Here is a 13,979-nt window from a genome sequence, read left to right as displayed (position 1 = left end):
CCCGCGTGGCGTGTGCAGGGAGGAGCCCGGCCGGCAGATGAAGGTTGACGAGACCGCGGCGGTCGCCGGGTGGGTGGCCGCGCACGAATCCGAGCTGATCGCGTTGCGTCGCGATCTCCACGCTCACCCGGAGCTCGGCCGGCAGGAGCACCGCACCGCCGAGCAGGTCGAGGCGCGGCTTCGGGCCGCGGGACTGTCGCCGCAGCGCCTGCCGGACCTTCCTGGCCTGTGGTGTGACATCGGTGCCGGCGTCGATCATGATCCAGGCGCTCCCGTGATCATGCTGCGGGCCGACATGGACGCTCTTCCGCTCTCGGATATCAAGGACGTGCCGTACCGCTCCACCGTTCCGGGTGTGGCTCACGCCTGCGGACATGACGTACACACGACCGTGGCGCTCGGCGCCGGACTCGCGCTTGCCGAGGTCGCACGCGTGTCCACGCTGCCCGGGACCGTGCGCCTGGTGTTCCAGCCCGCGGAGGAGCTCATGCCGGGCGGCGCGTTGGACATCATCGACGCGGGCGTGCTGAAGCCGGTGACCACGGCGATCGCGCTGCACTGCGATCCGGCGCTCGACCTGGGCATGATCGGTCTGCGGACGGGTCCGATCACCTCTGCCGCCGATGCCGTCGAAATCACGCTGGCCGGGCCCGGCGGTCACACCTCCCGGCCACAGAACACAGTCGACCTGGNGTACGCGCTCGTCCGCCTTGCGGCCGATCTCCCTGCCGCGTTGGGGCGACTGGTCGATCCCAGGTCGGCGCTCTCCCTGGTCTGGGGTCAGGTGCAGGCGGGAACCGTTGCCAACGCCATCCCTCGTACCGGTCAGCTTCGAGGCACGGTCCGCACCCTGTCCCGGGAGACCTGGGAGAGCGTGCCGGCGCTGGTCACTCAGGTTGCCGAGCAGCTCGTCGCACCGTACGGAGCACAGATCGTGGTCGACTACCGCCGTGGCGTGCCGCCCGTGGTGAACAGCGTGGATGTCGTCGAGGTCCTTCGGACCGTCGTCGACCGCGTGTTTGGTCATGGGGCCTCCACCATGGTGGCNCAATCGCTTGGTGGCGAGGACTTCGGTTGGTATCTGAACCACGTGCCGGGGGCCTTGGCCCGATTGGGCACTCGGACACCCGGCGGCCACACCTACGACCTTCACCAGGGCAGCTTCGACGTGGACGAGAGGGCGATCGGTGTGGGCGTGAAGCTGCTTGCCGGCGCGGCTCTCGATCTGCTGACCCATACGCCCCCGGCGCCGTGACGCTACGTCCGCCTCTGTCCGGATCCGCGGCCGCGCCTCATGGTGTGATGCGTCACGCTGCCGTGATGCGTCACGCTGCCGTGATGCGTCACGCTGCCGTGATGCGTCACGCTGCCGTGATGCGTCATGCGGTCGGTCGCGAACGGAGTTCGGCCACGTAATCGGCGGGTGCCCCGGCCTTCTCCGCGGAATCGGCGATCATCTCGAGGTACCGGCGCGACGGGAGTCCTCCCTCGTAGGCGTCGAGAACATAGGCCCAGGCGAGGGCCTCCCCATCAAGGGTGGAGACCCGCACCCGGATGCGGGTGTACAGGCCGGTGTCCGCGCCCTCCCAGACGTCGAGCCGTTCCAGGTCGTAACGGTCGAGGTCGTACAGAAGGACGTACGCGTGAGCACCCGGAGCCTCGACGATGGTCGGCAAGGCTCCATCCCAACCGACGTTTTCACCGCCGAACGTGAGACGCCAGCCATTGATCCATCCAGTGCCGGTCACGGGCGAGTGCGGGGCCCGCTCCTTCATCTGCGCCGGGTCGAGGTTGCCGGCGTAAGCCGCGTACAAGGTCATTGTGATCTCTCGGAGGGTTACGGTGCGTGATTGTAACTGTAATTTCCGCTCATGAAAGGAGGAAGATGGCCCTACCTGACATCGCCGATGTCGGACTCCGTCTGCGATCCTACGGAGCCTCCCGCACCGGCAGGAGAGCGGCCGCGGCGGCGGGGCAAGATGATAAGGAAGCGATACCGGATCGGGAGGGCACGTGACTCGCATCGTCATTCTTGGTGGAGGGCCCGGAGGCTACGAGGCGGCTCTCGTCGGCGCCTCACTCGGCGCGACGGTCACCGTCATCGACTCGGAGGGGGTCGGTGGTGCCTGTGTGCTCACCGACTGCGTTCCCTCCAAAACCTTGATCGCAACTTCGGAGACCATGACGAACCTCGCTCTAGCTCCCGGCCTGGGTGTCCGCCCGCATAGTCTTGGCTCTGGGCCGGAACCGGCGTTGCCCCCCGTGGCCTGGGGGATCAGTACCGGCACGGACTCGGGCACCCGGCCGCTCACGCCCCCGGAGGTCGTCAATGTGGATGCGGAGCAGGTGTACGAACGGGTCCGTGATCTAGCCAAGGCCCAGTCCCTGGACATCGAGCGCCGGCTCGAGCGCGAGAAGGTCGATGTCGTGCACGCCTCTGGGCGCCTCGTCGGGCCGCACGCAGTCGAGACCAGCACCGGTGAAACCTTCGTCGGTGATGTGATTTTGATCGCGACCGGCGCCTCACCACGCGACCTCCCCACGGCCCGGCCAGATGGTGAGCGGATTCTCACCTGGCGCCACCTCTACGACCTCAAGGAGATACCCGAACATCTGGTCGTCGTCGGTTCCGGCGTCACCGGAGCCGAGTTCGCCAGCGCGTATCGGGCGCTTGGCGCCGAGGTCACGCTGGTTTCCTCGCGCGAACGCGTGCTGCCGGGGGAGGACCCGGATGCCGCCCGGGTCATCGAGGATGTGTTCGTGCGGCGTGGGATCGAGGTGCTCAACCGATCGAGGGCGGCGTCGGTACGGCGCATCGGGGACGGTGTGATCGTCGAGCTGACCGACGGCCGGACCGTTACGGGAAGCCACGCTCTGATGGCGGTTGGTTCGGTACCACGCACCAAGGGCCTGGGACTGACTGACGTGGGGGTACGGCTTGGGCCTGGTGGGCATGTGAACGTGGACCGGATGTCGCGGACCTCGGTGCCGGGTGTCTACGCGGCCGGTGACTGCACCGGAGTCCTCCCGCTCGCATCGGTCGCCGCGATGCAGGGGCGTATCGCCATGTGGCACGCCCTCGGCGAGGCCGTCACACCCTTGCGGCTCGGGACGGTGTCGTCCAACATCTTCACCGAGCCGGAAATCGCCACCGTCGGAGTCACGCAGGTGATGAAGGACACCGGGGCAGTCGCAGCCGAGGTGACCACAGTTCCACTCTCGCGGAATCCGCGGGCGAAGATGATGGGTATTGAGGACGGCTTCGTGAAACTGTTCTGCCGTCCGGGGAGTGGAAGTGTGCTTGGCGGTGTCATTGTCGCGCCGCGTGCATCCGAACTCATCCTCTCTATCTCGCTCGCGGTCGAACACGGTCTGACCGTCGATCAAATCGCACATACGTTCTCGATCTACCCGTCGCTCTCCGGATCGATCACCGAGGCGGCTCGCGTCCTGCGTACGCGCGACTTCTTCGCGGGATTCGACAACCCAGAGTGAGCAGGGGCCCGGCAGGGCCGCGCGCGGCACCTCCTGCCATCTTGGGCTGCCGTGTTGGGCCGCGGACGGCAGTCGCCGCTGCCGGGCGCTGCCCGCAGACGCAGACGAGTGGCGCGGGCACCGACCCGTCCCGACTCTCATGACGAAGGTCGGCGCGGCGAGTACTGCCGACGCCTGCCTGTGGAGAAGGCTACGAGTTGTCCCCGTCTCCCTCGTCCTCATCGTCGCTCGTGGGGAAAATTGGAGGAAAGCCATGCTGTTCCAGCCGGCGGTTCCGGAAGAACCCGCTGGTGGCGAAGCCGAGCCCGATCCCAGAAATCAGAAGAAACGCGACGACGATGGCTCGGACTTCGAGCTCACCGGGCAGCAGGGCAAAGATCAGCGCGAAGGGCAACATCAGCAGGAAGGGCCGTGTCGCCTGGCGCAGCCTCCAGCCGGGGCCGGTGAGGTCATGCGAGACCCAGTCGTTGTAGGCCGGAGGAAGGGTCCCCCCAAGCAGGTAGTGCACTCGCCCGGTCAGCGGTGGTCGCTGAACGACCGGGCGGGCCACCGCCAGCTTCCGGTCCTGGCCGCTCACCGTCGGGCTGTCGTTACCGTCCATACCTCGCAGCCTATGAAGTCTGCGGTGGAGAGGNGGCAGTCGACGGTGGGCAGGTCGAGCTTCAGTGTGCTCTAGTCTTTGATCTCACAGAGCACGGTGCCGCTGGTGACAACGGCGCCGACGGTCGCAGCCAGTCCGGTGACCGTGCCATCCCGATGCGCGTTGATCGGCTGTTCCATCTTCATCGCTTCCAGAACAATGATCAGATCACCCGCGGAAACGGTGTCGCCGTCGTTGACCGCNACCTTCACGATGGTGCCCTGCATGGGACTGGCCAGGGCGTCGCCCGTGACCCTGGCCGCCGCCGTGCCGCGAGCGCGCCGCTTGGGCGCCGCTCCCCGGGAAGCGGCGACGGGGGCAGAACCGAATCCGGCGGGTAGCACGACTTCGAGGCGTTTGCCGCTCACCTCGACAACCACGGTCTCCCGCGGCTCGGGGGTGGTGTCGGCCTCAGTCCCTCCCGCGAAGGCCGGGATGGTGTTGTCGAACTCGGTTTCGATCCAGCGGTTGTGGATACGGAAAGGCTCTGCGGCGTCCTCCGGGGCGAAGGCGGGATCCCGTACGACCGCGCGGTGGAACGGCAGCGCCGTCGCCATTCCCTCGATGACCATCTCATCGAGGGCACGCCGAGCCCGCTGCAGAGCTTCCTGCCGGGTTGCTCCGGTGATGATGAGCTTTGCGAGCAGGGAGTCGAAGGCGCCGCCGATGACGCTGCCGCTTTCGATGCCGGTATCGAGCCGGACGCCGGGGCCGGCCGGCGCGATCAGCTTGGTGACCGTGCCGGGTGCGGGAAGGAAGTTACGGCCGGGATCCTCACCGTTGATGCGGAATTCGATGGAGTGACCGCGAGGAGCCGGATCGGTGAAGTCGAGTGCCTCACCCTCGGCGATACGGAACTGGGCACGAACCAGGTCCACTCCGGAGACCTCTTCGGTCACCGGATGCTCGACCTGGAGGCGGGTGTTGACTTCAAGGAAGCTGATCATGCCATCGCGGGCGACGAGGAACTCGACGGTCCCGGCCCCGACATAGCCGGCTTTCTTGCAGATCGCCCTCGAGGCGTCGTACAGCGAGTGGAGCTGAGCCTCCGAGAGAAACGGTGCCGGCGCCTCCTCCACGAGCTTCTGGTAACGGCGCTGGAGTGAGCAGTCGCGGGTACCGACCACGACGACGTTGCCGTGCGTATCCGCCAGGATCTGGGTCTCGACGTNGCGCGGCTGGTCCAGATACCGCTCGACGAAGCATTCCCCGCGACCGAACGCCGCGACCGCCTCCCGGACGGCACTGTCAAACAGTTCGGGGAGCTCCTCCGCGGTCCAAGCGACCTTCAGTCCGCGCCCTCCGCCACCAAAAGCGGCCTTGATGGCAACCGGAAGGCCGTACTGCCCGGCGAAGGTGACAACCTCATCGACGCCGGCCACGGGGTCTGCGGTGCCGGGCGCGAGCGGCGCGCCGACCGCTAGTGCAATATGCCGGGCCGCGGTCTTGTCTCCGAGACGGCGGATGGCCTCCGGCGGCGGGCCGATCCAGGTGAGGCCTGCGGAGATCACGGCCTCCGCGAAGTCCGCATTCTCCGAGAGAAAACCGTATCCCGGGTGGACGGCGNCGGCCCCGGAGGACTCGCAGGCATCGAGAATTTTGTCGATGCGCAGGTACGAATCACCAGGGGTCGCGCCTNCCAACGCAAATGCCTCGTCAGCAACGCGTACGTGCAGGGCATTGATATCTGGTTCCGCGTAGACTGCGACGCTGGTGTATCCGGCGTCGCGGCAGGCGCGGGCCACTCGAACCGCGATTTCTCCCCGATTGGCGATGAGGATCTTACGCACGTCGCTCCCGTCCTCGTCCGGCCTGCCTGCGTGTAGGTGAGTCGGGCCGCACATTTTGCTGTCATTGTACCCAGATGTGATGCTGCAGACATCCCGACGTCATGTCTATCGGTTGATCACCAGTCGGCTCGAGTGCGCGCACCCGGCGTCATCCCGGACCTTTGCCACGCCCCCGGTCCGGTGGTGAGACTGCCACGGAGCGCCAGCGTCGGGCTGGCCCAGGACGAACGGCGGGNGGCCGGNGCCGACGAGGGAACGGCGCGAGCCGTCAGGAGCGCCACCACGGCGGCGATCTCCTCCGGCGTCGCCTCACCGCGGATCAGCTGCAGCCGAGGCTGACTCGCCCGCCTGTCATCGTCCTGAACCACGTTTTTCTCCTCGGTACCTCGAGTAGCTGGTGCGTCGTACGTATGCCGTCCGTGGGCCCGCGGCCCGGGAGATCTCCGCCGCGGGCGGATTCCCCTTCCGGCGAGCCGGCGACGGCAGATCCCGCCTATAGCGGGATGTTGCCGTGCTTCTTCGGTGGCAGGGATTCACGCTTGGTACGCAGCAGACGCAGTGCTCGAATGAGCTCGCGCCGCGTTTCCGACGGGCTGATGACCGCGTCGAGATAGCCCCGTTCCGCCGCGATGTAAGGGGTCGCGAAGTGATCGGTGTAGTCTTGGATCAGCTCGGCCCGACGAGTCTCCGGTGACTCGGACCTGGCTAGATCCCGTCGATAGATGATGTTGACGGCACCCCGGGCGCCCATCACCGCGATCTCGGCGGTTGGCCAGGCAAGGTTGATGTCCGCCCGCAGGNGCTTGGACCCCATGACGTCGTAGGCACCGCCGTAGGCCTTCCGAGTGATCACCGTCACTTTCGGTACGGTGGCCTCTGCGTAGGCGTAGATCAGCTTGGCGCCACGGCGAATGATGCCGTTCCACTCCTGGGAGGTGCCGGGAAGGAAGCCGGGGACGTCGACCAGAGTCAGCACCGGGATGTTGAATGCGTCGCAGGTCCGGACGAACCGGGCGGCCTTCTCGCTGGCGTCGATGTCGAGGGTGCCGGCGAACTGCATCGGCTGGTTGGCGACCACCCCGATAGAACGTCCATCCACCCGGCCGAATCCGACGATCATGTTCTGGGCGAACTGAGCGTGGACCTCGAGAAAGTCACCCTCGTCGAGGACCCGCTCGATGATCTGGTGCATGTCGTACGGAGTGTTCGGGGAGTCGGGGATGAACGTGTCGAGATCCGGGTCGATCTCGGCGTCCAGATCGTCCACGGCGTCGTAGCTCGGGGCGTCGTCGAGATTGTTCGACGGAAGGAACGACAGCAGCGCACGGGCGAGTTCGAGGCACTCCGTCTCGTCGGCCGACTGGAAGTGCGCGACACCGCTGCGGGAGTTGTGGGTGTGTGCGCCACCCAGTTCCTCCATGCCCACGTCCTCGCCGGTGACCTCCTTGATCACGTCGGGGCCGGTGATGAACATGTGGCTGGTCTGGTCGACCATCAGGGTAAAGTCGGTGATCGCCGGGGAGTACACGGCGCCACCGGCGCATGGCCCCATGATCAGTGAGAGCTGTGGGACGACGCCGGAGGCCATCACGTTGCGGTAGAAGATTTCGCCGTACAGACCGAGGGAGACGACACCCTCCTGGATACGCGCTCCGCCGGAGTCGTTGATGCCCACGACGGGGCAGCCCGTCTTCAACGCAAGATCCATGATTTTGACGATCTTCTCACCGAAGACCTCACCCAGGCTGCCACCGAAAACGGTGAAGTCCTGGCTGAACACGCAGACCTGCCGGCCGTCGACAGTCCCGTACCCGGTCACCACGCCGTCGCCGTACGGCCGGTTGGCCTGGACGCCGAAGTCGTGCGCGCGATGGCGGGCGAAGGCGTCGGTCTCGACGAACGACCCGGGGTCGAGGAAGGCCTCGACCCGTTCGCGGGCTGTCATCTTGCCCTTGGCATGCTGCGCGTCGACCGCTCGCTGGGACCCGGCGTGGACGGCATCATCGTTCACGCGCCGCAGGTGGGCGAGTCGGCCTGCGGTGGTGTGCGGGTCGGGAGCGGAATCCTCTGCGGACGCGGGAAGAGCCATAACCGGCAGCGTACGACCCCCGTGGGTCCACGCGTGTGATTGATGTGCAGCGGATCTCACCGGATAGGCGAGATTCGTGGGCCTCCGGCGAGTTGACCGTATCCCGGATCAGCTCGCCGATCGTCCGCCGATCGTCCGCCGATCGTCCGCCGATCGTCCGAGTCGCCGACGGGTGACCGGACGGTCTGGCAGGGTGGACCGGTGCCACCCTCGAAGGAGCCCGCACCCGCGGGACCCTCTCCCGAGCAGCCCGCGTCCGGCAAGCTCCCGTCCGGCAAGCCCTCGCCGGCGTCCCCTCGGGCCCGCCCTGCCGGAGAGGGGCGATTCTCGTCCGTCGGAACACGTGAACCGCTGGACGCCGCACGCCTCGCGGCCCGTGCCGCCGCGGTCGGTCTCGACCTGACGGTGGTAGAGGAGACCGACTCGACCAACGCCGCGCTGGCGCGCATCGCCCGGGGCGAAGACACCGCCCGGGGCGAAGACACCGCCCGCGGCCGGGGACGGGTTCTCGTCGCCGAACGGCAGACGGCGGGTCGTGGTCGGCTCGACCGATCATGGGAGTCTCGCCCTGGTGCCGGGTTGACGGTCTCGCTGCTGCTGCAACCCCGGCTACCGATGTCACTGTTCGGCTGGCTGCCCATGGTGGTCGGAACCTCGCTTCTGGCGACGCTACGCGAGGTGGCGGCGGTTCCCGCAGTCCTGAAATGGCCCAATGACGTTCTCGTTGACGATGCGAAGCTCGCCGGCATCCTGGTCGAGGTCGTCCAGGTCCCACTATCGTCACCCTCGGTGATTATCGGTTTTGGGTTGAATGTCATGGCGGAGCGTGACGAGCTCCCGGAGCGGTCGACAAGCCTGCTGCTCAGCGGCGCGCTTCCGGCGGCTCTGGACCGGACCGAGCTGCTCGGGGTGGTACTCGCGGATCTCGTCGGGGCGATCACTGGCTGGGAGGCCGACCCGCAAGCGGCTCGCGCGGAGTACCTACGGGTGTGCGCGACGATCGGCAGGCGGGTGCGCGTCGAGCTGCCGGACGGTTCGGCGGNGCTCGGGACCGCCACCGACGTTGACCCCGACGGCCGGCTCGTCGTCAACGGGCGACCCTACAGCGCCGCCGACATCGTTCACCTGCGGTGACGAGGGACCCGGCAGTGATCTGTCCGCCCGAGATGCGACGATCGTTGCCGTGGCGTTTCCCGACGATATCCTCACCCAGGACGAAGAGGTTGTCCTTCATGTGCACCCGCACTGGGTCAGCCTGGTAGTCCCGGCGTTCTGGACGGTTGCCGCCCTCCTTTTCGCCGTGCTGGGGGTTTTCTTCGCACCCGGAGGGGTGTTGCAGAAGCNCATCCAGTATCTCGTGCTTCTGGTCGCCTTCGGTGCGATCGGTTACCTGAGTGTGATGCCATGGTTACGTCGGATGACGACCCATTACGTCGTGACGAACCATCGACTGGTGATCCGCGAAGGGGTCGTCACGCGGGTCGGGCGTGACGTCCCGCTCGCCTGGTTGGTTGGCGCGACGGTGCAGCAGAACGTCATCGACCGGCTTCTGGGCTCGGGTGAGCTGATCATTGAGGCGGTGGGGCAGCGGGGCCGGGTCAGCCTGTCGTGTATGCCGCACGCCGAGCGGGTGCAGGAAACCCTCGCCGATCTCTCCGCGCCCTACCAGTCACGGGGCTATCCGGGGGCCTGACGCCGGGACGGCCGGAGGCGGTAAGCACGGCAGATCCGTCACACCGGATCGAACTCCCGCCACCATGCGAGCAATTTGTCGGCCTGCGGATCCTCCGTGGCGAAGCCGAGACGCTCGTCGTCAACCGTCCAGAACACCGAGAACCGGCCGGGTCTTGCATCGCACAGGAAGGTGCCACGGCGTCGGGAGCCGCGTGCCCAGCGTTCGATGCCGGTCTGTCCCTGATAACAGTCGCCGACGTCGGCGAGGGCTGCGGACCGGCGGGCGATGTCGCGGGTCAGGGCCGAGGCGTCCCGGTAACGCAGGACGAGGATTCGAGCGGGGGCTGGAGCGTCGGTCGCCACCCCNGGGACGCAGCTGAGGGCCGCCTCCACGCCATCGGGTACCGCCTGTCCCTCGCTGGGCGGCGCACTCGTGCATTCGTCGACCGCGAACGGCTTGAGCGAGGACCGCAGCCGGGCCTCGGCGGCGTCGAGCGTCGGGCCCGGCGACGGTCCGACGCCGGGCCCTCCGGAGGCCACGGTGCCTGCGGTGCCCGTCGTGCCGGACGCCGACGGGTGGCGACCGGCGGGGCTGTCGCTCGGATCGTGGGTCACGGCGAGTCCGATGGTGATGCCACTCGCGATCAGAGCCGCGATGATCAGGACGATCGCGGTGAGGGGTCCACGACGCCACCACGAGCCGGTTCCACCGGATGGATCCTCGTCACCGTCGGCCGGATTCCGCGGGAATCCGTCTTCGGAACCGTTCACAGGTATCCGGCCTCCCGAGGAAGGTCAGCTCAATGGCGGAGTGGATCGAACGACTTCCACCATCTGTTGAGGTTACCCGGATCTTGATCATCCGCGGAGAACGCGATTCGATAGTCGTCGTAGGTCCAGAACTCGTAGAAACGCTTCGCGAAGAAGTAGCACAGCCGGGTGCCACCGGTCGACTCGGCCGGCGAGCTCCACTGCTCCGAGCTCTGCTGGCCATCGTCGCAGTTCCCCTCGTCATAGTAGTACGTTTCACGGGNGCCGATCTGCCGGTCCATGGCGGACTGACTCGGGAAGTGGAAGGCGGTGACCTCGATGCCGCTGGAATCCTTGCAGACGAGGGCGGCGTCGGCGTAGGCGCTGTCACGGTGTGCGGGGACGGCGCATCCCGTCATGACGACCGGGTTCAGTAGTGAGCGGAGGATCTCCTGTGGATTGCCGGCCGGCTGNCCNCCGCNCCCCGACGCTTCGATGGTCGATGTTCTGGCGACGGATTGTCCGCTCGTCGTGTCGGCGCCGTCCCCGCCGGTGAAGACGACGACTCCGAGCAGGATCACCAGGGTCAGGAGGAGACCGCCGCCCGCGAACAGCAGGCGTCGATCCACGCTGACCTCGTGCCGGGAGGCCGTGCCGCGCTTGGCCATGGGGGCCAGGGGGGCCACGGCGCGCTCGGTGAGCCCGGGTCCGGCCGCGCCGGCGGGGATTCCCGTCGGGTGGACGGGCGGCTCCGGCGGAAGTCCCGGCAACAGCCCCGGTAACGACGAGGGCCGTCTGGAATCCGCAGGCGCGCCGAGCCGCACGGCGGTGGCCGTGTCGACCGAGGGGGCGGACGTGCCGAGGAGATTGACGGGCGCCGACGCTGGAAAGCCGCCGGTCGGGACAGGCGTCCCGCCCGTCAACGGGTGGTCGGCGGGTGATACGGGAAGCGGAGATGCGCCGGATGTGACCGGAGTTCCGCTCACCGAAGGGAATCCGTTCGGCGGGTTGACACCGATTGTCGCTCCGGGAGTTGGCGCCGGATAACCGATGGGCGGTGCGGACGGCTCGGCCTGCGCGTCAACGCCGTTCGTGGACCTGCCCCGGGCCTCGAAGGCTCCGAGGAAGGCCGTGTCACCGTTCGTGCCGAGCCCGGTGCCGGTTTCGGCCGCGAGGGTTCCGGGCTGGTTCGCGAGGGTTCCGGGCTGGTTAGGGTCGCCGCCCTGGATGCCGGGCCGTCCGGTGGGCGGGGTCAGGCGATAGGTGAGGTCGCCGTCGTCCGGCCACGGTGACGATGGGGTGTGGTGTGGGGACATCGACACTCCGGAGGACGTCTGAGGTCCCGAAGGCAGGGGGGGGCCGAAGGCCACCGGGGAGTCAGAGCTGCCGGATCTGGTTGGCGAGCCGTAGTAGAGCGGACCGGGCGGGCCGGCCATGCCTGTGGGTGGCCCGGGGGGGCCCGGGGGGCCGGGAGGTCCCTGCGTCCCCGACCGAGCCGGCAGGCCAGGCGGTCCCTGCCCGCCCGGACCAGGCTGGTCCGCCCGGGCGGACCAGGCGGGGGGGCCGGTGGGCGGGGCGGAGCCGGGCGGGGCGAGAGATTCGGGTGGCCCGGGGGGAGCGGGAGGCCATGACGGAGTGGAGGGCGCGGGCGGCCCCGGCAGGCCACCCGGACCGGGCAGTCCCCCGAAGCGGGGGGGAACCGTGGGAACCGCGGGAACCGGCGGGCCCGGTGGCAGAACCGGGCCTTGCGGTATGGAACCCGGCGGCGGTCCCGAGCCCAGGGCCGACGGCGGTGGGACCGGATTCGTGTATGGCGGAGGCGACAAGGCATGCCCCGGCTCCACCCCTGGTCCCCGGTGCAGTGGATACAGGATGGTCCGGTCAGGCCCGTCCGGGTCTGCATCGGGGCCGCTCCCTGGCCGCGGCAAGTCCGGCGGTGGCTCGGACACCTGCGACGCTTCGTTGTCGCCTTGGCCGGGGCTGGGCACGGTTCCTCCCGAGATGGGTGACAGGTGCGACCCCAGCGTAGGCCCCTCACCACCCGGATATGGGCGATGTCAGGCTACTGCGTCACAAATACTGCTCTATCACCACCCGCCCGGCCGAAGGCAAGCAGGCAAGATCGAATTCACAGCAAACGGCGCCCCGCCGTGTGGACGTGGCCGCGTCCCGGCGGCGTCCACCGCGACGTCAGGCCTTGGGCACCGGATCGAAATTACTCCACCATTCGTACAGGGCCGCCCCGTCGGGGCCGGTCGCCATGAAGGAGACCAACGTGGAGTTGTAGGACCAGAAGATGAAATGATCACCGTCACGTACGTTGCAGACGGCCGTGCCCTGGGTCGCACCCTCGTGGAAGTTCCAGGTAAAGACCTCGTCGCCGCCCTGCTCGCATTTGCCTCCGGTGGTGGTGACCAGGGACTTGCGCACCTCGACGTCGCTGTTCAGATCACTGGTGGTCGCGTAGGAGTAGGCGGCTACCACCTTCCCATCATCCGAGTTGCAGAACAACGACGCCTTGATGTGGCCGCCCTCGGCTTCGCTGTTGGGCTCGCAGTCCATCATCACGGACGAGTCGAGCTTGGCCAGCAGGGCGTGCTGCGCCGAGGTGAACTGCGCCGAGGGACTCACACTCGGACTCACACTCGGACTCGGACTCGGACTCGGACTCGGACTTGGCGAGGGCGATGACGATGGGCTTGTCGAGGTCGGCGAGGCGCTGGGGCTTTCGGACGCGGCCACCGTGCCCGGGTTGTCGGAACCTCCGGAGAGGAGCGCAACCGAAACAACGATCAGGAGGAGTGTCGCCGCCACCGCGGCAGCGATGATGGTGTTACGCCGACGTTGAGAGCCGCCGGGCCGGGGGGGCGCCCCCGGCGGCGGATAGCCTCCGTAACCGTCCGCCGCGGGGTAGCCCTGCTGCTGATAGCCCTGTTGGTAACCCGGCTGATAGTTCTGCTGATATGCCTGTTGCGGATAACTCTCCGTGGGATAGCCGCCGACGGGATAATCCTGGCCGTAGCCCTCGCCGGGTGGGTAGCCCCCACTGGGTGGGTGGACCGCCGTCGGGGGGTACTGATCGGTGCCGCGGTACGGATTCTGTGCGTACTGGTGCTGGGGGTGCTGGTGCTGGGGGTACTGGTGCTGGGGGTGCTGGTGCTGGGGGTGCTGGTGCTGGGGGTACTGGTGCTGGGGGTGCTGGTGCTGGGGGTGCTGGTGCTGGGCGTACGGATTCTGTGCGTACTGGTGCTGGGGGTGCTGGTGCTGGGAGTACTGTGCCGTGGGCGGGTAGCCGCCGGGCTGGTTGACGCCGGGTGCGCTGTCGCCGATCAGGTGGGTCTCGTCTTCGTCGCCGAACGGTGCCGAGCCCGCGGAGTACGGCGAGGCGGAATAGGAACCACCAGCGTTGCCGTCAACCCCTTGGGTCTGGGCGTCCGGGTCCTGGGGGCCTGGGCCCGGTGACTGCATGACGTCCTCCTGCGCTGCGCGAAGAGCGGCCCCTGCCCGCACTCGTGATCTTGCTGATCCCGCCGTGGTGCCG

The 13,979-nt window shown here is 67.9% G+C and carries 12 protein-coding genes; 5 read left to right on the top strand and 7 right to left on the bottom strand.

Annotated elements, in window-relative coordinates; all coding sequences use genetic code 11:
* Window positions 1–37 precede the first annotated feature (37 nt).
* The gene (locus tag CED_RS01395) at window positions 38–1,255 is read left to right on the top strand and encodes an amidohydrolase (RefSeq protein ID WP_035908358.1); all 1,218 of its coding nucleotides are present in this window, start codon (window positions 38–40) and stop codon (window positions 1,253–1,255) included.
* A 124-nt stretch (window positions 1,256–1,379) separates the two neighbouring features.
* Here CED_RS01395 and CED_RS01390 read toward each other — a convergent pair whose 3' ends face one another.
* On the bottom strand, window positions 1,380–1,820 hold the full coding sequence (locus CED_RS01390) for a gamma-glutamylcyclotransferase (protein ID WP_035908230.1): 441 nt from the start codon (window positions 1,818–1,820) through the stop codon (window positions 1,380–1,382).
* Window positions 1,821–2,013: 193 nt separating this feature from the next.
* Between CED_RS01390 and CED_RS01385 the strand changes: the two genes are divergently transcribed.
* Window positions 2,014–3,495, top strand: coding sequence for an NAD(P)H-quinone dehydrogenase (locus tag CED_RS01385; protein ID WP_011435149.1), 1,482 nt, complete (start codon window positions 2,014–2,016; stop codon window positions 3,493–3,495).
* Window positions 3,496–3,685: 190 nt separating this feature from the next.
* Here CED_RS01385 and CED_RS01380 read toward each other — a convergent pair whose 3' ends face one another.
* From CED_RS01380 to CED_RS01365, 4 genes are all read right to left on the bottom strand, one after another.
* A complete protein-coding gene (locus CED_RS01380) occupies window positions 3,686–4,096 on the bottom strand; it encodes a DUF5313 family protein (protein WP_011435150.1) in 411 nt (136 codons plus the stop codon).
* 71 nt (window positions 4,097–4,167) lie between these two features.
* Window positions 4,168–5,925 carry a biotin carboxylase N-terminal domain-containing protein gene (locus CED_RS01375; protein WP_035908355.1) on the bottom strand — a complete coding sequence of 586 codons (1,758 nt, stop codon included), beginning with the start codon at window positions 5,923–5,925 and terminating at the stop codon, window positions 4,168–4,170.
* 116 nt (window positions 5,926–6,041) lie between these two features.
* Window positions 6,042–6,293 carry an acyl-CoA carboxylase subunit epsilon gene (locus CED_RS22035; protein ID WP_084588374.1) on the bottom strand — a complete coding sequence of 84 codons (252 nt, stop codon included), beginning with the start codon at window positions 6,291–6,293 and terminating at the stop codon, window positions 6,042–6,044.
* A 125-nt stretch (window positions 6,294–6,418) separates the two neighbouring features.
* A complete protein-coding gene (locus CED_RS01365; RefSeq protein ID WP_035908229.1) occupies window positions 6,419–8,014 on the bottom strand; it encodes an acyl-CoA carboxylase subunit beta in 1,596 nt (531 codons plus the stop codon).
* Window positions 8,015–8,215: 201 nt separating this feature from the next.
* Between CED_RS01365 and CED_RS01360 the strand changes: the two genes are divergently transcribed.
* On the top strand, window positions 8,216–9,148 hold the full coding sequence (locus CED_RS01360; protein ID WP_035908227.1) for a biotin--[acetyl-CoA-carboxylase] ligase: 933 nt from the start codon (window positions 8,216–8,218) through the stop codon (window positions 9,146–9,148).
* A 49-nt stretch (window positions 9,149–9,197) separates the two neighbouring features.
* Window positions 9,198–9,707, top strand: a complete 510-nt coding sequence (locus CED_RS01355) for a PH domain-containing protein (RefSeq protein WP_035908226.1) — start codon at window positions 9,198–9,200, stop codon at window positions 9,705–9,707.
* A 38-nt stretch (window positions 9,708–9,745) separates the two neighbouring features.
* On the opposite strand, the gene CED_RS25965 is transcribed toward CED_RS01355, so the two are convergent.
* Complete coding sequence (locus CED_RS25965) at window positions 9,746–10,459, bottom strand: hypothetical protein (RefSeq protein ID WP_011435156.1); 714 nt, start codon at window positions 10,457–10,459, stop codon at window positions 9,746–9,748.
* Window positions 10,460–12,628: 2,169 nt separating this feature from the next.
* Window positions 12,629–13,081, bottom strand: coding sequence for a hypothetical protein (locus tag CED_RS22030; RefSeq protein WP_049760828.1), 453 nt, complete (start codon window positions 13,079–13,081; stop codon window positions 12,629–12,631).
* A 327-nt stretch (window positions 13,082–13,408) separates the two neighbouring features.
* Here CED_RS22030 and CED_RS24575 point away from each other — a divergent pair, with 327 nt between their 5' ends.
* Complete coding sequence (locus CED_RS24575) at window positions 13,409–13,900, top strand: hypothetical protein (protein ID WP_235186849.1); 492 nt, start codon at window positions 13,409–13,411, stop codon at window positions 13,898–13,900.
* Window positions 13,901–13,979 lie beyond the last annotated feature (79 nt).

Source organism: Frankia sp. CeD (assembly GCF_000732115.1).
Classification (GTDB): domain Bacteria; phylum Actinomycetota; class Actinomycetes; order Frankiales; family Frankiaceae; genus Frankia; species Frankia casuarinae.
This window is presented reverse-complemented; position numbering and strand designations above follow the sequence as displayed.

Coding starts and splice junctions, on each gene's coding strand:
- CED_RS01390 (WP_035908230.1), bottom strand. CDS start 1,820: ATGACCTTGTACGCGGCTTACGCCGGCAACCTCGACCCGGCGCAGATG.
- CED_RS01380 (WP_011435150.1), bottom strand. CDS start 4,096: ATGGACGGTAACGACAGCCCGACGGTGAGCGGCCAGGACCGGAAGCTG.